Source organism: Paenibacillus sp. J22FR21 (assembly GCF_056269135.1).
Map to the genome: position 1 here is coordinate 747,048 of NZ_JBWDNJ010000001.1, position 21,419 is coordinate 768,466.

Here is a 21,419-nt window from a genome sequence, read left to right on the forward strand (position 1 = left end):
GGATGTCGCACAAAGATGATGAAAATCGACGCGCACCAACACTTTTGGCATTTGGAGAAGGTCGCTTATCCGTGGCTTGATCCTGCATTCGGCACGATTTGCCGCACAATCGAGGCGCCAGAGCTGGAACCGCTCCTTAAGGAAGCGGGCATTGATAAGACCGTAATCGTACAAGCGATGAACAGCTACGAGGATACGGAATATATGCTGCAAGTTGCGGAGGAGAAGGATTGGGTGGCCGGGGTCGTGGGCTGGGTGCCGCTCAATATCCCTGATATCGCAGATAAGAAACTGAAGCAATTGAAGCATAACCCCTATTTCAAAGGCGTCCGTCACTTAATCCACGAAGAGAAGGATCCGGACTATATCATTCGCGATTCCGTGATTGATGGTCTCCGCGTGCTTGCCTCCTACGACCTCACTTTCGATCTCGTGGCCGTATTCCCGGATCATCTCAAGCATGCTCCGCGTCTGGCCAAGGAAGTACCGAACCTCAGAATCGTCATCGATCATCTGGCCAAACCGCCCATAAAAGACAGAACGATGGGCGAGTGGGCGGAGCAGCTCGCGCGAGCCGCGCAGTTCGAGAATGTCTACGCCAAGGTGTCGGGGCTGAATACAGCCGCAGATCACGACAATTGGTCGGCCGAGGATTTGCAGCCATACATCGATTACGCTAAGGAACAGTTCGGTGCAGATCGCCTCATGTTCGGCAGCGATTGGCCGGTTGCGAACTTAGCCGGTACTTACGGCAAAGTATGGAGAGAAACGAACCGCGCTATCGCCGCTTATTCGGAAGCGGAGCGGGATGCGATCCTCGGCGGTACTGCAGCGAAATTTTATCAAATCAAATAGACCGGGAAGCATGTGCGTATACAGCGATATGGCAGTGTAATCCAAGTGAAGCCTGAGATGCTGGAGGAATTCAAGCGTCTGCATGCAGCGGTTTGGCTGGATGTGCTGGAGTGCCAAGGCGAATGGTTGGCGGACATGGAAGAAGTATTACATCTGGACTAACACTTAGGAGGAACGATTACGATGAGAAGCTTATTTTACGACGATTACGAGATTGGGACAGCAAGAAGCACGTTCGGACGCACGATCACGGAGACGGATATTGTGCTGCATGCCGGCCAAACCGGAGATTTCTATCCGCATCATATGGATGCCGAATGGTGCAAAACGCAACCGTTCGGCCAGCGAATCGCTCACGGCACGTTGGTGTTCAGTGTCGGTGTCGGAATGTCAGCAGGTGAACTGAATCCGGAGGCGTTCTCCTATGGGTACGACAAGCTGCGTTTCACCAAGCCGGTGTTTATTGGGGATACGATCTCGGTGCGCATTACCATCTCGGAGAAGCGTGATTATCCGAAACGTCCGGAATACGGCGTCGTTGTGGAACATGTGGAGGTCCTCAATCAGAATAACGAAACCGTTCTGGTCTGTGACCATCTGCTGCTGGTTAACAGAAATAAACCGGCTTCCCTATATACGGAAATCTAGCGTACAGTAGAAACGATTGACCATCTGCCAGACAAAATAGTATGGTAGGCTTGCAGCACCATCAGAGGGGCTAGGAGGCTTCTGCATGTTCAACGTCATGATTGTTGAAGACGAAATGCTCGTACGTTTGGGATTCAAAAACTCCGTGCAATGGGACAATTACGGGATGACCGTATGCGCTGATGCGGCCAATGGCAGGGAAGCGTGGGAATATTACACGAACAGCGTGCGACCGGACGTCATCATTACCGACCTTCGCATGCCGATCATGGGCGGGATTGAGCTCATCAAGAAGATTCGGGAGCAGGATGCGCAGACCCGTATTGTCATCTTGTCGTGCATGGAGGATTTTGACTTAATTCGCCAGGCCATGCAGCTTGGCATCTCCAGTTATATTCTGAAGCTGACGATGACGGAGGAGGAGATCCATCATGTGCTGATGCGTGTGCGCGAGGAGCTTGGCACGCAGATGACGCTCGGTTCATCCAAAGGGATCATCCGTAACCCGGATCTGCTGAAGGAAAACATTATCAAGAACTTCGTCTTCTACCATCTCTACTCCAAAGACGAGTTCGTTCATCATATCGATCAATTGAAGCTGCGGCTGAACCCGGAGCGGCTCATCGTTTCGATGATGGAAATCGATCATTTCGAGCTGGTGCAGACGAAATTCAATGACGAGAAGGGCGAGCTGATACGCGTTACCTTCTTGAATGTCTTGAATGAGCTGCTCGTGCAGTCGCAGCGCGGCGAGGTCGTATCCGATGAAGACAAGCGATATCTCTTCATCTTCAGCTTCCGTGATATCGCGAGCGAATATCAAATTCGCGAGGAAATGATCGGGATTATGACCCAGATCCAGAAGGTGCTGAGTCGGTTCTTCAACATTTCCGCAACGTTCGGCGTGAGCGGGATGAAGAGCGGATACGCGTCGCTGCACACGCTTTACAAGGAAAGCGAACGAGCGGTTGCGCAGAAATTCTTCTATGGCACGGAGCGATTGCTGTTTCTCCGTGATGTAGATTCCGATGCGACCGAGGAGCTCGTGCGCAGGAAGCTGCAGCAGTTTCATGAGAAATGGTCGATGATCGAAGAAGCGGCACAGAAGGATGTGGAAGCCATTGTGCAATCCTTCCTCACATCCGGTAGGCTGAGCCATGAGCAGGATATCAGGAAGCTGTTCGTCAGGCTGCTGCACTGCCCATCCGTCACTGCTTCGCTTAGCGAATCCGAAGTAACAGCGCTTGTCTCCACCTATGGGGAAGAGATGCAGAAATGCGAAACGCTGGATGAAGCAGCGACAGCTTATAGTAAATTTCTAACCGAAATCATCTCCAGAGGCGGCATCAAGAAGCAGCTGAGCAAAGACATTGCGCGTGCCGTAAGGTTCATTCAAGATCGATTCCACGAGGATATCTCCTTGCAGCAAATTGCGCAGTACTTGGAACTGACGCCGAACTACTTAAGCGTATTGTTCAAGAAAGAGCTGCAAATGAATTTCTCCGAATATCTCAACCGCATTCGCTTGGAGAAAGCGAAGGAGCTGCTGCTCGGCACCAATCTCCGATCCTATGAGGTGGCGCAGCAGGTCGGATTTACCGATGACAGCTACTTCAGCCGCGCCTTCAAGAAGCACACAGGCGTCAGGCCGAACGGCTTTCGCAGATTGTGGATCAATGACTGGACAGGCACGGCGGAGGCGGAGGACAAATGATCGCTAAAGCATCGAAGTTGAGGTTCAAGTTTAGACTCTCCGGCATCTCGCTCAAGGCACAGCTGATTTTCTCCTTTATGGCGGTTACGCTGCTTGTCCTGTCCGTCAGCTCCTATTACAGCTATAAGAAAACACTGGATATTTTCCAAACGAGAACACAGGAGACCACCTTATCGCAATTTCGTCAGATTGAAATGAATACGCTTACTTTACTCCATGAGGTGGATAAGCTGTCGAAGACCTTCCTCATGGAAACGAAGGTCCAGTCGTTTCTGCAAAGCGACAAGCTCTCGCACCTCGAATTTATTGCGCTGGAACGCGACATTATGGATCGGATCAATCAATATTTAACGACTTATAATTATTTGGATTCGGTGTATATCTTCGCTGAGAACGGCACGGTTATCGGGGGAACGCTTTCTCAGAATCAGAGTACGGCGGAGGTAGGCAAGAATTATCCGTTCTACGCTACTCCGTTGTACGAGCAAGTGAAATCCAGTTTCCCGCAAACGATCTGGACAGGCGGCTTGGAGACGATTGACTTTATGCGCAGCTCGATTCCGGATGGGCTGTCCAATTCCAGAGTCATCTCTTCGCTGCGCGGCGTCAGATGGATCGGGGGCAGTCAGATGAGCGCAGAGCTCGTCTTTAATGTGAATGAGCGGTATTTCAATTCCGGCTATGGAAGTTTGCAGAGCACGCCAGGCGGCTCCATGCATATCATTGATCGCTACGGCAAAGTGATTTCAAGCACGATTGAGGATACGATCGATCGGACGTATCCGTTCATCACCAAGCTCACGCCGGAGCATGCATTCGGCAGTTTCGCAGATAGCCGGGCCGGAACGCATGAACAAATTATTTATTATCGGATGAAAGAAACCGGCTGGACCTTGGTGAATGAGGTGCCAACCGAGCTGTATACGAAAGATATTAGCCAGATTGGGCGATTTACGGCTGCGGTCTTCCTGCTGTCGCTCATTCTGATCGTCGTCTTCGCATCGTTATGGATGGACCGCATTATGAAATCGCTGCATCAGCTGATTAAAGGGATGAAGAATGTCGGCCGAGGGAACATCGGCATGACCTTGCCGCAAGCGTCCAATAAAGAAATCGGACTGCTGATCGAGCAGTTCAACAGCATGTCTACCGGTATTCTGGAGCTGATGAATCAGAATGAGGAGACCGAGAAGACGAAGCGCCAGCTAGAGATCGAAGCGCTCCAATCCCAGATTAATCCTCACTTCTTGTACAACACGCTGAATACCGTGAAGTGGATGGCGGCTATCGCCAAGGCACCTAACATCATGGAGTGCATGACCAGCTTAGGTAATATGCTTAGGCCGATTTACTATGATCCTTCGCCACTCTGGTCGATTAAAGAGGAAATCGCGTTCGTTCAGAGTTATATCAACATCATGAATTTCAGGTACGGCGAGGAAATGAGGTTCGAGTTTGACGTGCCGGAGCAGCTGCTGCAATGCCAGACGCTCCGATTCATGATTCAGCCTTCCATCGAGAACGCGCTGATCCATGGCGAGATGCATAAAGGGGTCATTCAAATCTCGGTCTCCGAGCATGGCGGAGATTTGCTTGTCGTTGTGCATGACACATGCGGCGGTATGGCAGCGGATAAAGTGATCGAAGTCAATCGGAAGATTCAATCCCAATTGAATGGGGATCGGGCATCGAAGGGGATCGGGCTGAACAATGTGAACAAGCGGATCAGGCTGCATTTTGGCGAACGATACGGCATTGAAGTGCAAAGCAAGGAAGGGGTCGAGACGAAAGTATTCATGACCATTCCCGCGATCTATGACAATGCGGCTTCGTGATGACCGGAATCGCGAGCAACCAACCGACTAACCAAACAACCTCACTGATTACTGGAGGCGAACAGCTTGAACCCGATATTTAGGCCGCGAATCATGTTGACGATGACGATCATGCTTGCCTTGTTGACCGCTTGCAGCGGAACCGGCGAGCCGCAGCAGCAAACGCAGGATGTGCAGACAGCAGAAAACAACGAAACTGTCGTGCCGGCCAAACAGCCGGTAACGCTTAAGGTTCAGCTGAACAGCGTAGGCAAAGATTTCGAGCATACCGAGGTGTTTAACGAGATTACGAGACAGACCGGCGTGACGATGAATCTTGAATTGTATGATGAACAGAAATTCAAGGTCGAGCTGGCGGGCGGCGATTTACCGGATATTATCCAGGTGCCGAATAAGAACATCAAGGAGCTAATAGCAGGCAATAACATCATTCCGCTGGACGAGCTGCTGAAGACGAACGGGCCTGACTTGCAGCTCCCGGTATATGAGAAAAGCTTCGAGTACATTCGGAAATTCTGGAGCGATAATACGAACAAGCTGTACATGGTTCCGGTTCAAATCGGCACCAGTGATTTTGGCTTTGAGCAGCAGGTCGGTTTTAATGTGCGCTGGGATTATTACAAGGAGCTCGGGTATCCGAAGGTCGAATCCATCGACGATATGGTGAATGTGCTGGCCGATATGGTACAGAGGCATGGGACGACGAAGGACGGCAAGAAAGTGTACGGGGTCAGTATGTGGAATGACTGGGCAACATGGGGCATTCGAAGTATGGGGCTGATTACCGGAAACGGAATGTTCAACACAAATTTGATGCAGCTGATCAACACCTATACCGATACGACTCACAGTGAAATCTGGGACACCGCGAAGTTCATGTACAAGGCGCAGCAGAAGGGGATACTGGACCCGGATGCTTTTACAGCCAAATATAACGATATTGTAGCCAAAGCTTCAGAGGGCACACTGCTCTCGGCTGTCGCGACTTGGCCGTTTACACAGGTGAATGCGGATCTGCTGAAGGAAGGATCTGATAAAGGATTTGTCACGATTCCGCTGGACTGGGGATTCTCGAATGTCGGAGGCACGACGATAGCGGGCTGGAACGATCGCGCTTTTGCCATTTCGGCGAACTGCAAGTATCCGGAGCGTGCAATGGATCTCATCAATTTCCTTGTGTCCGAGCAAGGCTCGCGGCTGATTGCCAGCGGCATTGAAGGTGAACATTGGACCTATGTGGATGGCAAACCGGCGATGAAACCAGAGACGGTCACACTTGCGGCAGCCGGTGGAGACAACTGGAAGAAGACGGGAATTGGCATGATCGCCAACCAGCAAGGCCTAGCCGATTATACGAAGCTCAGCGACGGAGGAATTGTCAACCTGTTCAATACGCCTGAGGTATTCGCAACCAAGGTGAATTCGCTGAACAAGGATTATGACGAGTACTATGATGTTTCTTACCCGGCAGAGGCGTACAAGCGGCTCGTAGATCAAGGGAAAGTGAAAACGCTGTCCCATATGCCGCAGGATGTGCTGAGTGCAATGCCTTCGCCGCCGGATGACATCAAGCGCATTCAGACCAAACTCGATGAGCTGCTCGTAAAAGGAATGCCGATCCTCGTGCTCGGTTCCAAGGACGATGAAGCCTTCAAAGTCAATCAGCAGGAATTAATAGATGAATTAATAGACGCAGGCGCAGATAACTATTTCGCCTGGTATAAACGTTCCTATGAGGAAACAAAAGCACGCCTTGCAGGCGGATAAATGTTCATGCAATCATTCCAGGCTCTTCCAAAGCAGCTTTCAGCTGCCGCGGGGGAGCCTATTTTAGTCCAGAAATCGTAGAAAACTTCATATTTACGTCTTTGGCGATTTCTTATACTGAGGATAGAAAAAGAGATGGAGTGATACGAGAGATGAAATTTAAAGCTAGCCGAGTCACATTGTTCATCATGGTTGTGCCGTTTATCCTCCTGGTATTCGCCTTCAACTACATTCCATTGTTCGGATGGGTGTACGCGTTCTACGATTACAAGCCAGGCATTCCGTTATCGAAAACGCCGTTTGTCGGATTGAAGTTCTTCCGCTGGGCGATTGAGGAGAAGGAGGATTTGTTCCGAGTGCTCACCAATACGCTCGCGCTCAGCTTCTTATCGATTCTAGCTTCTCCGCTGTCTGTCATCTTTGCGATCATGCTGAACGAGTTGAGAAGCAAACGCTTCCGCAAAATCGTGCAAACGCTGACGACGCTGCCGAATTTTATAAGCTGGATTATCGTGTATTCCCTTGCTTTCTTCATGTTCTCCTCCGGTGGCTTGCTCAATGAAATACTGATGAAACTCCATTGGATTGATGAGCCGACGACTTTGCTTGGCAACTCCGCAGCGACCTGGTGGTTTCAAACCGGGATTGCGATTTGGAAAAGCTTAGGCTGGGGCGCCATTATCTACTTGGCCGCGATAGCGGGCATTGATCCCGAGTTGTATGATGCAGCCAAGGTCGATGGCGCGGGCCGCTTTCAACGGATTATGGCCATTACGGTTCCGGGGATCATGCCAACCTTTTTCGTTCTGCTGCTGCTCAACATTGCAAGCGTTCTCTCTAACGGGGCATCCGGCTTTGAGCAGAACTTCGTCTTCTACAATTCGCTGGTAGCAGATCGAATAGAAGCCCTTGATTACTACGTCTACCGCGTCGGGATTACGACAGGCGACATCTCCTTCGGTACGGCAATCGGCATAGCCAAATCGATCATCAGCATCCTGTTATTGTTCTCCATGAACGCGCTGTCCAAGAAAGTAAGAGGCCATTCCGTATTCTAGCTGGAGGTATTGACGACTTATGAAAAATGATTCCTCGCTTGTGTTCGATGTGTTCAACTACACGGTACAGATTCTATTCACGATCATGTGCATTTATCCGTTCTACTATATCTTAATCTACTCCTTTAGTGAGCCACAGGAAGCGCTGAAAGGGGTGCTGCTGATACCTAGAGGGTTCACATTCGTCAACTATACAACAATCTTTAAGCTAGACGACATGCTGCACTCCTTCTTCATCTCCGTACTTCGTACGGTCATTGGAACCGCGCTCACGATAGCCTGTTGTTCGTGGTTTGCTTATGCCGTAACGAAGAACGAGCTGTATCTGCGCAAATATATCTACCGGTTCCTGGTCATCACAATGTACTTCAACGCCGGTCTGATTCCGTGGTATATCACGATGAAGGAGCTGGGGCTGAAAAACAACTTCCTGCTCTACATTCTGCCAGGTGCTGTTGTCGCTTATTATGTTGTGCTGCTGAAGACGTTCATCGAACAGCTTCCGCAAGCGCTGGAAGAGTCCGCAATGATCGACGGCGCCGGACATTTTAAAATCTTCACAAATGTCATCTTCCCGCTCTCCATGCCGATTGTCGCTACTATTGCCGTCTTCGCTTCGGTGGGGCAGTGGAACACCTGGTATGACAATTATTTTCTCGTATCGAGCGATAGACTGCAGACGCTGCAGTTGATCCTATACAACTATTTGACGGATGCGCAGCGTATCGTGGCAAGCAGCAGCATGCAGGATTTAAACCGAGGCATAGCCTCCAAAATATCGCCGGATTCGATTCGAATCACCATTACGATGGTGGTTACCCTGCCCGTGATGCTCGTATATCCGTTCCTGCAGCGTTTTTTTGTCAAAGGACTCATGCTTGGCGCTATCAAAGGCTAGTAAGTCCATAGCGTTGGATGTAATAGCTCATTAGAAGCTATCATCATAGAACATAATTTCAGGAGGTCATGGTATGAAGGTAAAGAAAGCACGAGGCAAAGCAGCTCTCATGCTTGCCGCAATGCTGGTTGTATTGTCAGGCTGCGGCGGCAATTCAGGTAACAATGCCAATAATACGGCTTCGACGAACACACCTGCAACGACAGAAACAGAGAACACCACTGCAGAAGCTGCGAACAACGCCGCAGCGACAGATGAGACTGCTGCCAATGCTCCGGCCGAGAACGCCAAAGCACCTATTACGTTTAAAGTACAAGTAAACAGCACGACTAAGGATTTTGAGAGCACCGAGGTATACGCCGAAATTACGAAGCAAACAGGCGTCACGATGGATCTTGAAACTTTCGATGAAGAGAAGTTTAAGGTTGAATTGGCAGGCGGCGATTTGCCGGATATCATTCAAGTGAAGAACATCAATACCTCATACTTGAAGCAGCTGATTGAGGGCAACAATATCATTCCACTTGATGATTTGGTTGCGTCGAACGGCCCGGATATTCAGAAGCCGCTCTTCGAGAAAAGCTTGGCGTACAGCAAGAAGTTCTGGAGTAACGACACAGGCAAGCTGTATGTGATTCCGGTTCAAATCGGCCAAAAGGGATGGGGCTTCGAGCAGGGGACCGGCTTCGTCGTCCGTTGGGATTATTACAAAGAGCTCGGCTTCCCGCAAGTGAAGAGCATTGATGATATGGTAAACGTGCTGGCAGACATGGTTGCCAAGCATCCGAAAACAGCAGACGGCAAGAAAGTATACGGTACTTCGCTTTGGAACGATTGGGGCACTTGGGGCTTAACCAGCATGGGCATGCTGACCGGCTCCGGCGATCCGATTGTAAATGACTACACGGATCTGGAGAAAAGCGGTGTCTGGGCAAATGCGGAGTTCCTGTATAAATCGAAGCAAAAAGGGATTCTCGATCCGGATGCGTTCACAGCCAAATACGAGGACCTTGTAACGAAGGCTTCCCAGGGCACGCTTCTGAACGCGATTGCGACATGGCCGTTCCAAAACGCGAATGCAGAATTGCTCAAAGAAGGACCTGACAAAGGCTTTGTTACCCTTCCGCTCGACTGGGGCTTCGCATGGGCAGCCGGAACTACGGTTGCAGGATGGGGCGACCGCGCATGGGCGATTACATCTAACTGTAAAGATCCTGCGCGTGCAATGGATTTGATTAACTACCTGTCCTCAGAGCAAGGCTCCCGTCTAATCGAGAGCGGCATTCAAGGCGTTCACTGGGATATGGTTGACGGCAAACCGCAAATGAAGCCTGAGATTGTTGAACTTTCCAAAGCCGGCGGCGATCCTTGGAAGAAAACAGGCATTAACATGATGGCGAACCAACAAGGTCTTTCCGACGATACGATGCTTAGCGATGGCGGTCCTGTAAATCTGTTCAATACGCCTGAAGTGTTCACAACGAAGATGAATTCATTGCAAAAAGACTACGCCGACCACTTTGGAGTTCCATATCCAGCGGCTGCTTACTCTAAGTATGAGGATGCAGGATCGGTCAAAACACTTAATGTCATGCCGCAAGACGAGCAGGCTGCAATGGCACCGCTGACGGATGATATGAAACGGATTCAAACGAAGCTGGATGACTTAATTACGAAAGGCATTCCGGATATCGTCTTGCATGCGAAGAACGAAGAAGATTATAAAGCAAGACAGCAGAAGCTGATTGATAAGCTGAACGATGCAGGCGCAGAGGAGTTTTACCAATGGCGTCTCAAAGCGTTTGACGAAGCGAAAGCGAAATTCGAATAAGCGGCTAATGTTTAGTTCATAGAAACAGCGCCGGACTGTTGAGAGGATTCAACTTGTCCGGCGCTTGTTTTTTTGCCGTTTAGAAAGGGAGACGAACATGGGCATTGGCAGACAGGAACTGAATGGGGCATGGAAGCTGCGGGGAGCAGACGGACAGCGAGGCGCAGTGAAGACGCATCACCTATTCGAAACGGATGCAGCGAAGTGGATGGACGCAACCGTCCCTGGCGAAGTCCATCTGGAGTTAATGAAGCAAGGACTGATTGAGGAACCGACAGAAGGACTGAATGCCTTGTCTGCTCGGTGGGTCGAAGAGAACCTGTGGAGCTACAGAAGAAGCTTCACCGCTACGGATGAAGCCATCGAGAATCATGCTTGGTTGATTTTCGAAGGGCTGGATTATCATGCGAAGATTTATCTCAACGAGGAGCTGATTGGCGAACACGCCAATTTCTATCGCCCTTGTAAGGTTTCTGTGTCCGGCAAGCTGCGCAAGGAGAATCTGCTCGTCATCGTACTCGACAGCGGATTGCATTTGGCTGGGAACAAGTCCATCGAAGGCTACTACGAGAATTCACAGGATCATGAGCTCCATAAGCGGATCTGGCTTCGTAAGCCGCAAAGCTCATTCGGTTGGGATTGGTCAACTCGCCTCGTGAATGTCGGTATTCATAAGCCTATTGCGCTTGAATGGGCGACGAGTGTCCGGCTGGATGACGTCGTTATTCTGTCTCAGGTGAGTGAAACGATGGATGAAGCGGTCGTGACTGTTCGCGCATTCGTTGAAGGGTGCGGGGAACATCCTGTTTCTGGTAAATTAACGGTTCGAATCGGCGAGGATACGAGTGCCGTTCAGTCGTTTGACTATACAATCGAACCCGGCATGCAGCGGCTCGAAGCGAAATGCACGGTAACGCAGCCGAAGCTGTGGTGGCCGGCGGGTCAAGGGGAGCCGCATCTCCTTGAAGTGGCAGTGGAGCTGCTCGTGGATGGTGAGGTCGCCGGTTGCCGCTCGAAGCGAATCGGGCTGCGCAAGCTGCGGATTAACCAAGATCCGCATCCGACCGGCGGCAGTTACTTCTATCTTGAAGTTAACGATCGTCCGGTGTTCGCGAAAGGTGCGAATGCCATTCCGCCGGATATGATTTTCTATCGTGCGGATCGTGCTCGTTATGAGGGGCTAATCAGTCGCGCGCTCGAAGCCAACTTTAATTTCCTGCGGGTCTGGGGCGGCGGCATCTATGAGACGGATGATTTCTATGAACTGTGTGATGAACATGGCATCATGGTCTGGCAAGATTTTGTATTCGCCTGCGCGGATTATCCGGTGACAGATGCGTCATTCATGAGCAATGTAAAGCAGGAGGCTATTCATAATGTTCGGCGGCTTGCGCATCATCCGAGTCTTGTGATGTACTGCGGCAACAATGAGAACGAATGGCACACCTTCTACCGGGAGGAAGGCATTATTTATCCGGACTATGCCCTCTATCATCATATTCTTCCGCGTATCGTGCAGGAGGAGGCCCCCGGTCGGTATTATCAGCCGAGCAGCCCATTCTCGCCGGATCATCAGTATCCGAATGCGAATGATCGCGGCGATCAGCATCCATGGGCGGTTGGTTTTGAAAATAACGACTTCCGCGATTATCGCGAGATGATCTGCCGCTTCCCGAATGAAGGCGGCGTTCTGGGCACGACCAGTTTGCCTGCCACCGAAGCTTGCCTGCCTGAGAGCGGACGCTACGTGCAATCCTATGCGTGGCAGCAGCATGACAATGCGGTTGACTCGTGGTTTGCGCTCTCGGCACCGGATAAGCAAATCAGCGACTGGACTGGACTTGATCCGCGGGCGATGTCCATCGAGCAATACGTCTATTACGGAGGCTTGATTCAAGGGGAGGGCTTGCGGGAGTATATCGATAATTTCCGTCGGCGCATGTTCGACTGCGCATCGGCGATCTTCTGGATGTTCAATGATTGTTGGCCGGCGACGCGCAGCTGGACAATCGTCGATTATTATTTGAACCGGACCCCGGCGTTCTACCCGGTGAAGCGGGCTTTCCAGCCGATTTCGGTCGTGGCAGCCAAGGAAGGGCAGACGGTTCGTGTATTCGGAATCAATGAGACCGATCAAACCTGGGTGGGGCAGCTGCAGGTTGGTTTGTTCCGATTCTCCGGCGAATATGTGATGGATGAACATCGGACTGTGGAATTGCCGCCGAATACATCGGTTTGTGTAATGCAATTCAGCGATGCGCAGTGGGAGGAAGCAGGTATTTCCGATACGGCTGCTTTCGCAAGACTGCTGAATGAGCAGGGGGAGACAGTGGCGCGGAATCGGTTGATTTTACCTCGGTTTGTGGAGATGAAATGGAGTAAACCTCGGATTGAAGTGTCTAGAGAGGATTCGTTCGCGGTGTTCCGAAGCGACGTGTTTGCGTGGGGTGTATGTATCGATTTGGACGGAACCGAGCCGCTGTCCGATAACTTCTTCGACGTTTGGCCGGGGATGGCTCATCGGATTCCATGGCCGGAGGGTCGAGCGCTGCCGCTTGTGCAGTTTGTAGGGAACTTGGTTGAATAACGGATGTGGAGCGGCAGTACGCGAATGGAGCGTATTGCCGCCTTTTTTGCGTGGTGACAATCGGCTCCAAACCGTATGCTAACCGCCAAATGAGGTCACTACACACGGTTCGTCAGCGGTTCCCTCGAGAATCAAAACGAAACGTGGGGGAGTTTATAGGCTGGATTGCTGGGTTCAGAAGATCTAACGAACCGAGGGGAGTTTATAGGCCGGATTGCTGGGTTCAGATAATCTAACGAACCTTAGGTGCGGTAAATGGCTGCAGTGGTTCAATTCAACTGTCCAAAAACAGTAGAAATCTTCATTTCACCAACCAGCGCTGAAACGCTATACTTTATCTGTATAAGAAAGCGCTTTCAATTTGAGTTGTCGAACGACGATTATCACTTCATAAAGTCGACGATACTCGCTTCTTTATACGTCCTTCATAGCTTCTTAAGTCATAGGAGGTAGGTAGCTCAAGTGTAGGCATCGGCTCGGCTGATTTCAAGTCCGCCATCTGAGGGGTTTGAGATACAATTTTTTAGGAGGAAGGGTGTAATTGATGAAGAGAAGGTTAATCTCGTATCTTCTGATTGCGGCTTTGCTGTTGACCGGTTATGTTACGGCAGCCCCGCAGAAGGTATCCGCAGCAGGCAACACGTACTATGTCGATGGCGTGAACGGCAACGACACAACCGGAACAGGCAGCACGGGCAGTCCGTGGAAAACGATCAGCAAAGCGGCAAGCATCATGACAGCAGGTGATACAGCCAAGATCCGTACCGGCGTCTATCGCGAAACGGTCAAACCGACGAATTCGGGCACACCGGGCAATGAAATTACGTTCCAGCCCGATACCGGAGCAGATGTCACGATCAGCGGCGCGAATCTCGTAACCGGCTCGTGGTCGGTTCACTCCGGTAGTATTTATAAGGCAAGTGCCACGCTGCCGATGGGCGACTACCTGGATTCGGTGTACGTCGATGGGATAGCCAACAACTTGGCTCGATCCCCGAACACAGCCGTCGGCAACCTGTACGACCCAGCCCTCTATCAGTATAACAACACCTCAAACCGTGGACTGCTCGTCGATTCCACCAATCTGACACAGGCTGCGGGCTATTGGGATAACGCTTCTGTCTTCGTGGAGGATTCCGGCGAATGGAACTTCAGTAACGCGCTGGCAACCACTTATACACCTGGCAATCTGAATCTCAAAACCTCGCAAAATGCATACAGCCTTAAATTTTCCACCTATGATAATACACTCAAACTGCTTGGCGTAGGCGGGGCCGTATTAGGCTCCTACAATGTCACAATTGCTCAGAACACCACTTACAACCTGAAGGTTACGACCTCCGGAAGCTCCATTAATGTCTATCTGAATAATGGAGCATCGCCAGTCATCACAGCGACGGATACGAATTTGAAGGAAGGAAGCTTCGGCTTAGGCGTGGAATCGAGCAGTTCATCTACTGCAGCGAAGGCGGAGTTTACGAATGTTAACGCAACCATTACAAGTCAAGATCCGAATCAAGCGACTGGCCGGGAGGCAGCGTCTTTCACCAGTAACATCAAAGGCTGGTACGCACCGGAAGCTTCCGGCTACTGGAAGCCAAGCGGAGCTACATTGTTTGGCTACACGCAGCCTCAAACTTCAGGAACAACCGCGTGGTATGAGTCCACAACCACGGCCAAAGATTTTACCTACTCTGCAGATGTGAAGCTGACTAGTGCGGGTACGGCATATCTCGTATTTCGCAAGGAAATGCCACCGGGCAGCGTTATCGATCTATCCAACTGGGGTTATGGAGCAGCGGAATATTTTATCATGGGCAAGCTTGCCGCGCTCGATTATCCGGGGGAATGGTATTATGACAGAACAGCCGGTCAGCTGTACTTGCGCACAACGGCGAGCAACAGCCCGGCATCCCATACGGTAGAGTATAAAGCGAGGAATTTGGCTTTCGACCTGACGGGCAAATCCAATATCGTCATCAAGAACGTGAAGCTGTTCGCAGCGGCTATTGATACGACAGACGGTTCGAACAATGTCATCGACGGCATTAATGCCAAATACTTATCGGAGTTCAACCGCGCCATTACCTATTCGGCAGGTGTCTGTCTGTGCGGAACGAACAATACGCTGAAGAATAGCGAGCTGCAATATTCATCCGGTGCTATCGTGACAATCGAGGGCGATAATAATAAGCTCATTAATAACTCGATCCATGACGGAACGTATGGTCCGATCGTCTTTAACTCTGTCGTCGATATTACCGGCAGAGGCCACCTGATCAGCCATAATACGGTTTACAATTCAGGAAGATCGCTTATTGGCGGTGAATTCTTCGCTACGGTTATCCAATATAACGATTTTCATCACGGGAACTATTTTGCCAAGGATACCGCGATGCTGTATACGGCCCATAATGATCTCGGGAACTCCGAGATTCATCATAATTACTGGCATGATTCCGTAAGCCGTGCGAATGCGGATGCCAATGGTTCGGGAGGATGGACCGGCGGGATCTACTTGGATGAATCATCGGCCAACGCCTTAATCTATAAGAACGTGACATGGAATTTGTCCTGGGTCGGCGTTATCGTCAATCATCTCTCCGACTATGTCATGGTCTATAACAACACGACGCATAACTTCTCCGGTATCCGGATTTCGGAACCGACTTACGGCATTGATGCTTACAAGGATCGGATTGCCAACAACATAGCGCTGCAAGAGTTCGGCACGGGCGCTTCCGCCATTGGAGCGGTTTTCAGCAACAATATGACTTCCGGTTCACCGCTATACGTGAATACGGCGACGAATAATTTCCAGCTGCAATCTGGTTCAGGCGCCAAAGATATAGGGCTTGCGATCAGAGGAATCACGGATGGATATACCGGTACTGCACCGGATGCGGGGGCTTATGAATACGGCGGCACAGCCTGGACGGCCGGCGTCAATTTTGCCAGTCCGCCAAGTCCTGTCTATCAGCTTGCGGACACGGATTACAAGAATCTGGTCGTAAACGGCAGCTTAGATATGAATCGGATGCATCATCCGGTGATGGATAGTTTATATGGCTGGACAAAGACAAATTCACAGACTGCGCAGCCTGCCTATGATTATTCCGGAGGCAAGGTATCGAGTAGATTCAGCTATGAGACCGGTGCCAGCTTGGGTTCGGGGGCGGATGGAATCGAGCAGACGATTACGGGCTTGACGCCAAATACGACCTATGAGCTTTCAGGATATCTGCGGGCCGGAACATCTGGGCAAACCGTCCGACTAGGCGTCAAGAATTACGGCGGCAGCGACACCTACCAAGAGAACACCACGACAGCGTGGGTGAATAAGACGTTTACCTTTACAACCGGTGCCGCTAATACGAGTGCGACGATTTATGGGCTTAAGCCTACAACCGGCGGTTATGCTTTCGTCGACGATGTTATGCTGTCCGCGACGACTGCGCTATCGGGCAGCGACACGACCGCTCCTAGTGCGCCAACGAGCCTGGCTGTAGCATCAGTTACCGATACTACCGCATCGCTGACGTGGACGGCATCCACGGATAATGTAGGTGTAACGGGATACCGAGTTTACCGTAACGGCGCGCAAGTGGGCACGCCAACCGGAACCAGCTTCACGGATAGTGGATTATCGGCAAGCACGACCTATACGTATACGGTAAAAGCCATCGATGCCGCAACCAATTTATCAGCGGCCAGCAACTCGGTTTCTGCTACAACTTCTGCCAGCGGTTCCAGCGGCTATTCGGAAAATTTCGAAAGCACGACAATCGGGCAAGTACCTGCCGGCTGGACGATCAACGCTACAGGCGGTACGGTGTCCGTTCAACAAGTCGCGGACGGAGCCAATACAACGAATCGCGCCTTGACTTTAACGCAATCGGCAGGGAGCTATGGCGTGGCGGATGTCAGCGCCACAAAGTCTTTCACAGCCGCGACAGGAACCGTAACGATTGATACGCGGATGAAGGCGAATCAGACGAACGCTCTCACTGCCAGCCCCGTCTTGATGAACAGCAGCGGAACTCCGATCGTGCAGCTCGGCTTCCGAGATAACGGGAAATTCGCTTACGTTAGTTCAAGCATGGCATGGACAGACACGACGATGACGTACGCGGCGAATCAATGGTACGACGTTCATATCGTGGTGAATCTGCCCGCGGGAACGTACAGTCTGACGATTAACGGCACGTCTGTATTAACGAATGTGCCTGTAATGGCTTCATCCAGTAATCTGTCGTCAATTAATTTCTCATCTAACATGTGGTATACGGGAACGGTTTCTTACGATAATATCCAAGTCGGTACCGGCGGCGGGTCCGGCGATACACAAGCGCCGACAGCTCCAACCGGATTGACCGCAGCTTCGGTGACTGCAACAACCGCTTCGCTCACGTGGACGGCATCGACCGATAATGTTGGCGTGACCGGCTACAAGGTTTACCGGAATGGCGTCGAAGTAGGCACCGCTTCCGGTACCAGCTATACGGACAGCGGATTGACGGCGAATACAACCTACACGTATACGGTCAAAGCGTACGATGCCGCAACTAATCTGTCATCTGCCAGCGGTTCGGTTAATGCCAAAACAAACATCTTCTCGGAGTTCTTTGATGCTACAACGATTGGGCAAATGCCTGCCGGGTGGACGGTTACCGCTTCCGGCGGCGCAGCATCGGTACAGCAGGTTGCTGACGGAGCGAATACGACGAATCGTGCGTTAACGTTGACGCAATCGAACTACGGGGTCGCGGATGTCAGCGCCGTGAAGACGTTCACCTCCACGTCGGGAACGGTCACGATCGATACGCGGATGAAAGCGAATCAAACCAATGCGCTCCTCTCCGGCCCGATCCTGTTGAATAGCAGCGGAACACCGATCGTGCAGTTCGCCTTCCGCGAGAACGGGAAGTTCGGCTATGTCAGTTCAAGCATCGCTTGGACGGATACAACGATGACCTATGCGGCGAACCAATGGTACGATGTTCGTCTCGTCGTGAATTTAACTGTAGGAACGTTTAATCTGTCGATCAACGGAACGTCTGTACTAACGAATGTGCCTACAATGGCAGCAGCATCCAGCGTTTCACAGCTTTCTTTTGTCTCCAACATGTGGTATTCCGGCGTGGCTTCTTTCGATAAAATTCAGATCTCGCAGTAACGATAGGGAGAGCGGTTAGTGCATTCGTGCGCTAGCCGCTTTTTCGATAGAGTTGCGGGGAATTCGTCCAAAAATCGTAGATTACTTCATATTTGGTCCTGCCTCCGGCTCGTATACTCGAAAGTGTGAGAGTGGGATTCCAAGACTATTGAAGATAGAGGTGTAGGGATGAAGCTGACGTATGACGGCAAATCATTTATGAAGGACGGCGAGCGGATCTGGGTTATAGGCGGTGAAATCCATTATTTCCGTCATCCGCGAAGGGAATGGAGAGAGGTATTACTACGGGCCAAGCGTGCCGGGTTGAATACGATATGCACGTATGTGGCATGGAATTTTCATGAAGAGAAGGAAGGTCAGGTGGATTTCGCGGGCGATAAGGATCTTGCCGCATACATTGACCTCATTGGGGAGCTGGGCATGTATGCCATGCTGCGGCCCGGTCCATATATTTGCAGTGAATGGGATGGCGGCGGAATACCGGCATGGCTGTGCGCGAATCCGGTTCTGCGGTTCCGCGAGGACGATCCTGTCTATATGGCTGCCGTTGAAAGCTGGTTCGATCAGCTCATTCCGATCATTAGCGAACGCCAGATTACGCGTGGCGGTCCTATCATTACCATTCAGAACGAGAATGAATATCCGGGCGGCTGGGATGAATCCATGCGTCGTTATCTCTACAAGATCAATGAAATCTACTATGGACATGGCATCAATATTCCGATTCTGGCCTGTAATGTACATGGCGCCACCCCAACAACCGTTAAAATCAATGATTCCACGGAAGCAGCCGATCAGCTAATCGATGAAAGTATGATTCTGACTTACAACCATCATGTTGAGGTTGAGCCGGTGTACGACCTAAAGAGCAAGCAGCCGAACGCGCCATTGATTACGACCGAGTTCTGGTGCGGTGCTCCGATTTATTGGGGCAATCAAGTCAGCGACTGGCCGAATCGGCTCGATCTGGCACGAGCGGTATATGAGTATACGTCATCTGCCACTCAGGTTTGTTATTACATGTTCGAGGGCGGAACGAACTTCGGGTTCTGGGGCGGTAACAACATTGCTACCTCGTATGCCTCCGGCTACCCAGTAGGAGAAGGCGGGAAGCTGACGGACAAATATTATGCGGTGCGGCCGGCTAATTTGTTTATCGCGCATTTCAGCGAATACATCATGGATAGCATGGAGCTTCAGGATCGCGGCGGTATGACAAGCGAGGAAGGCGTGCGACTAATTGTTCGCGAGAGCGAGAAAGGCTCGCTTGCGTTTGTGTCGACAGCTGATGCGAGGCGCGAGCTTCTGGTTACGACCAAAGCCGGGAAGCAGCTGAACATTCATCTTGGGGAGGTCGCTGCCGCGGTTCTTCCGGTGGAGCTGCAGCTGTTTGGAACTACCGGTGGCGTAACGATTAATTACAGCAGTCTATGCCTGCTGGCTTGCAATGAATCGAGGAAAACCATTCTATTGTACGGTCCGGCTGGGACAGATGGTGTAATAAGCGTGAACGGGATCGAGTACGACTTGTCCGTAAAACGGCGGAAGGTACAGCATACGGCAATAGACGGCATTACGATCATCGTTGTTGATGAAGAAATGGCCAGAAAATGCTGGATCGTCGAAGATCAGATTGTCTTCGGACCCGATTATGCAGCTGAGCTGCAGCAGGATGGTTCGTTAGATATTCGGGTAAGTGACGGAACGCCGGAGGTGGTTTATCTCGATGCGAACGGAATGCCGGTTAGTCGCAATTTCCAACATAAAGCCCTGCAAATCACCTTGCCAGAGCTTCATTCGTGGCAAATAGCGCCTTGTCCTGAACTGCATACAAGGGGAGAAGCAGCCGGTTGGACTGCACTCGATAAGCCTCGATCCCATGAGGATTTAGGTGTCGTTCAAGGGTATCTCTGGTACAGTGCAGAGCTGGAGTGGGACACAGACGGCGTGGAGACCATGCTGCTCAGTCATACGCCAACCCGAGCAACGGTATTCGTGAATGGTCAACTATGCGGCGTTCATGCCGAGCGCCGGTCTGTGCGCATGAGAGACGAATACGGTCATCCTGCGGATTGGGCGTTCGAAGAAATTACGGTAACGCTGAAGAGGGGGGTAAACCGATTCGTCTTCTTGTCCGATGATCTCGGTCACAATTACGACGTGCCCATTGCAGTCGGTATTCAAGGGCCGGTGGTTGTTGGATCGCGCAGGGTTCAGATCGAGACATTCCGTGAAGTGAGCCCGCAGCCGATGTCCGCACAAGCCTTCCATTTCTTATATAACCGCTTCTATCGCGAACAAGAGCCGCTTCCGGCAATTGAATTCGACCTTTCACTTCAGTCCGATCAGCAAGCTTTCATTATGATTCATGGCGTGAAGGCATGGGTGACGGTGAATGGCGAGGAAGTACTGCCATTATCTTATCCGGACTCGCCGTGGACGATGTTTTCCCAAATCAAGCGCTGGATCACGTGGCAGATTCCCGTGCCATCGGAAGTCGGCGGCAGCCTCAAAGTCCGGATACATTACGCGGAGAATGTGCCAGATGCCGTGAAGGAGAATTTGGCTGTCTATGTGGCGCCTCAATCAGGTCAACTATCCAACTGGCAGTGGAAGCCTTGGGAGGAAAGCGGGGACTTCTCGGCTTCGCAGCTCATGAACGGGCAGGCCAAGGAAGAAGAAGGACTTGTCGTGCTGCTTCCGGTCGGTAACAGGGTTGCTCGGAAAGGCCGGGCATTGAAACCGGCCTATCTGCAAACGCAATTCAAGCTGCCGGAAGGGGATCGACCCGTTTACCTTCAGATTGGGGAGCTGCAGAAAGGACAAATTTTCTTAAACGGACATAATGTCGGCCGGTTGTGGGCTTATGGCGGCACGCAGGATCGTTATTATTTACCAAGGAGCTGGATGAAGGCGGATAATGAGCTGATTATCTTCGAGGAGCTCGGGTTAAATCCGCAGAACACGTCGCTGGTGTTTGGCGAAGCCGGCGACTGGAGCAGCGTAAAGCTGCAATTCGAGCAGTTAGAAGCGCACAAGGGGTGAATTCG

The 21,419-nt window shown here is 51.2% G+C and carries 12 protein-coding genes; all 12 read left to right on the plus strand.

The window, feature by feature from the left end:
* Positions 1 to 15: 15 nt before the first annotated feature.
* The 12 genes from AC0YNS_RS03845 (at position 16) to AC0YNS_RS03900 (ending at position 21,414) form a co-directional block, all read left to right on the plus strand.
* A complete protein-coding gene (locus tag AC0YNS_RS03845; protein WP_475779689.1) occupies positions 16 to 855 on the plus strand; it encodes an amidohydrolase family protein in 840 nt (279 codons plus the stop codon).
* A 12-nt stretch (positions 856 to 867) separates the two neighbouring features.
* A complete protein-coding gene (locus AC0YNS_RS03850; RefSeq protein ID WP_475779690.1) occupies positions 868 to 1,017 on the plus strand; it encodes an L-rhamnose mutarotase in 150 nt (49 codons plus the stop codon).
* Between the two features lie 21 nt (positions 1,018 to 1,038).
* On the plus strand, positions 1,039 to 1,503 hold the full coding sequence (locus AC0YNS_RS03855; protein WP_475779691.1) for a MaoC family dehydratase: 465 nt from the start codon (positions 1,039 to 1,041) through the stop codon (positions 1,501 to 1,503).
* Between the two features lie 85 nt (positions 1,504 to 1,588).
* Positions 1,589 to 3,217, plus strand: coding sequence for a response regulator (locus tag AC0YNS_RS03860; RefSeq protein ID WP_475779692.1), 1,629 nt, complete (start codon positions 1,589 to 1,591; stop codon positions 3,215 to 3,217).
* Positions 3,214 to 5,052: a cache domain-containing sensor histidine kinase gene (locus AC0YNS_RS03865; RefSeq protein ID WP_475779693.1), complete on the plus strand. Its 1,839-nt coding sequence runs from the start codon at positions 3,214 to 3,216 to the stop codon at positions 5,050 to 5,052. Before AC0YNS_RS03860 ends, AC0YNS_RS03865 begins: the two co-directional genes overlap by 4 nt.
* A gap of 66 nt (positions 5,053 to 5,118) precedes the next feature.
* Positions 5,119 to 6,819, plus strand: a complete 1,701-nt coding sequence (locus AC0YNS_RS03870; RefSeq protein ID WP_475779694.1) for an extracellular solute-binding protein — start codon at positions 5,119 to 5,121, stop codon at positions 6,817 to 6,819.
* Positions 6,820 to 6,971: 152 nt separating this feature from the next.
* Positions 6,972 to 7,877 carry an ABC transporter permease gene (locus AC0YNS_RS03875; protein ID WP_475779695.1) on the plus strand — a complete coding sequence of 302 codons (906 nt, stop codon included), beginning with the start codon at positions 6,972 to 6,974 and terminating at the stop codon, positions 7,875 to 7,877.
* 19 nt (positions 7,878 to 7,896) lie between these two features.
* A complete protein-coding gene (locus AC0YNS_RS03880) occupies positions 7,897 to 8,775 on the plus strand; it encodes a carbohydrate ABC transporter permease (RefSeq protein WP_090976105.1) in 879 nt (292 codons plus the stop codon).
* A 73-nt stretch (positions 8,776 to 8,848) separates the two neighbouring features.
* Positions 8,849 to 10,606, plus strand: coding sequence for an extracellular solute-binding protein (locus AC0YNS_RS03885; RefSeq protein ID WP_475779696.1), 1,758 nt, complete (start codon positions 8,849 to 8,851; stop codon positions 10,604 to 10,606).
* A gap of 97 nt (positions 10,607 to 10,703) precedes the next feature.
* Complete coding sequence (locus AC0YNS_RS03890; RefSeq protein WP_475779697.1) at positions 10,704 to 13,193, plus strand: beta-mannosidase; 2,490 nt, start codon at positions 10,704 to 10,706, stop codon at positions 13,191 to 13,193.
* A 544-nt stretch (positions 13,194 to 13,737) separates the two neighbouring features.
* Positions 13,738 to 18,369 carry a fibronectin type III domain-containing protein gene (locus AC0YNS_RS03895; RefSeq protein ID WP_475779698.1) on the plus strand — a complete coding sequence of 1,544 codons (4,632 nt, stop codon included), beginning with the start codon at positions 13,738 to 13,740 and terminating at the stop codon, positions 18,367 to 18,369.
* A 168-nt stretch (positions 18,370 to 18,537) separates the two neighbouring features.
* A complete protein-coding gene (locus AC0YNS_RS03900; RefSeq protein WP_475779699.1) occupies positions 18,538 to 21,414 on the plus strand; it encodes a beta-galactosidase in 2,877 nt (958 codons plus the stop codon).
* Positions 21,415 to 21,419 lie beyond the last annotated feature (5 nt).

What these genes read in the sequence shown, in the direction of transcription:
- AC0YNS_RS03860 (WP_475779692.1), top strand. Translation starts at nt 1,589, where the DNA reads ATGTTCAACGTCATGATTGTTGAAGACGAAATGCTCGTACGTTTGGGA.
- AC0YNS_RS03890 (WP_475779697.1), top strand. Translation starts at nt 10,704, where the DNA reads ATGGGCATTGGCAGACAGGAACTGAATGGGGCATGGAAGCTGCGGGGA.
- AC0YNS_RS03855 (WP_475779691.1), top strand. Translation starts at nt 1,039, where the DNA reads ATGAGAAGCTTATTTTACGACGATTACGAGATTGGGACAGCAAGAAGC.
- AC0YNS_RS03865 (WP_475779693.1), top strand. Translation starts at nt 3,214, where the DNA reads ATGATCGCTAAAGCATCGAAGTTGAGGTTCAAGTTTAGACTCTCCGGC.
- AC0YNS_RS03845 (WP_475779689.1), top strand. Translation starts at nt 16, where the DNA reads ATGATGAAAATCGACGCGCACCAACACTTTTGGCATTTGGAGAAGGTC.
- AC0YNS_RS03895 (WP_475779698.1), top strand. Translation starts at nt 13,738, where the DNA reads ATGAAGAGAAGGTTAATCTCGTATCTTCTGATTGCGGCTTTGCTGTTG.
- AC0YNS_RS03885 (WP_475779696.1), top strand. Translation starts at nt 8,849, where the DNA reads ATGAAGGTAAAGAAAGCACGAGGCAAAGCAGCTCTCATGCTTGCCGCA.
- AC0YNS_RS03880 (WP_090976105.1), top strand. Translation starts at nt 7,897, where the DNA reads ATGAAAAATGATTCCTCGCTTGTGTTCGATGTGTTCAACTACACGGTA.
- AC0YNS_RS03875 (WP_475779695.1), top strand. Translation starts at nt 6,972, where the DNA reads ATGAAATTTAAAGCTAGCCGAGTCACATTGTTCATCATGGTTGTGCCG.
- AC0YNS_RS03900 (WP_475779699.1), top strand. Translation starts at nt 18,538, where the DNA reads ATGAAGCTGACGTATGACGGCAAATCATTTATGAAGGACGGCGAGCGG.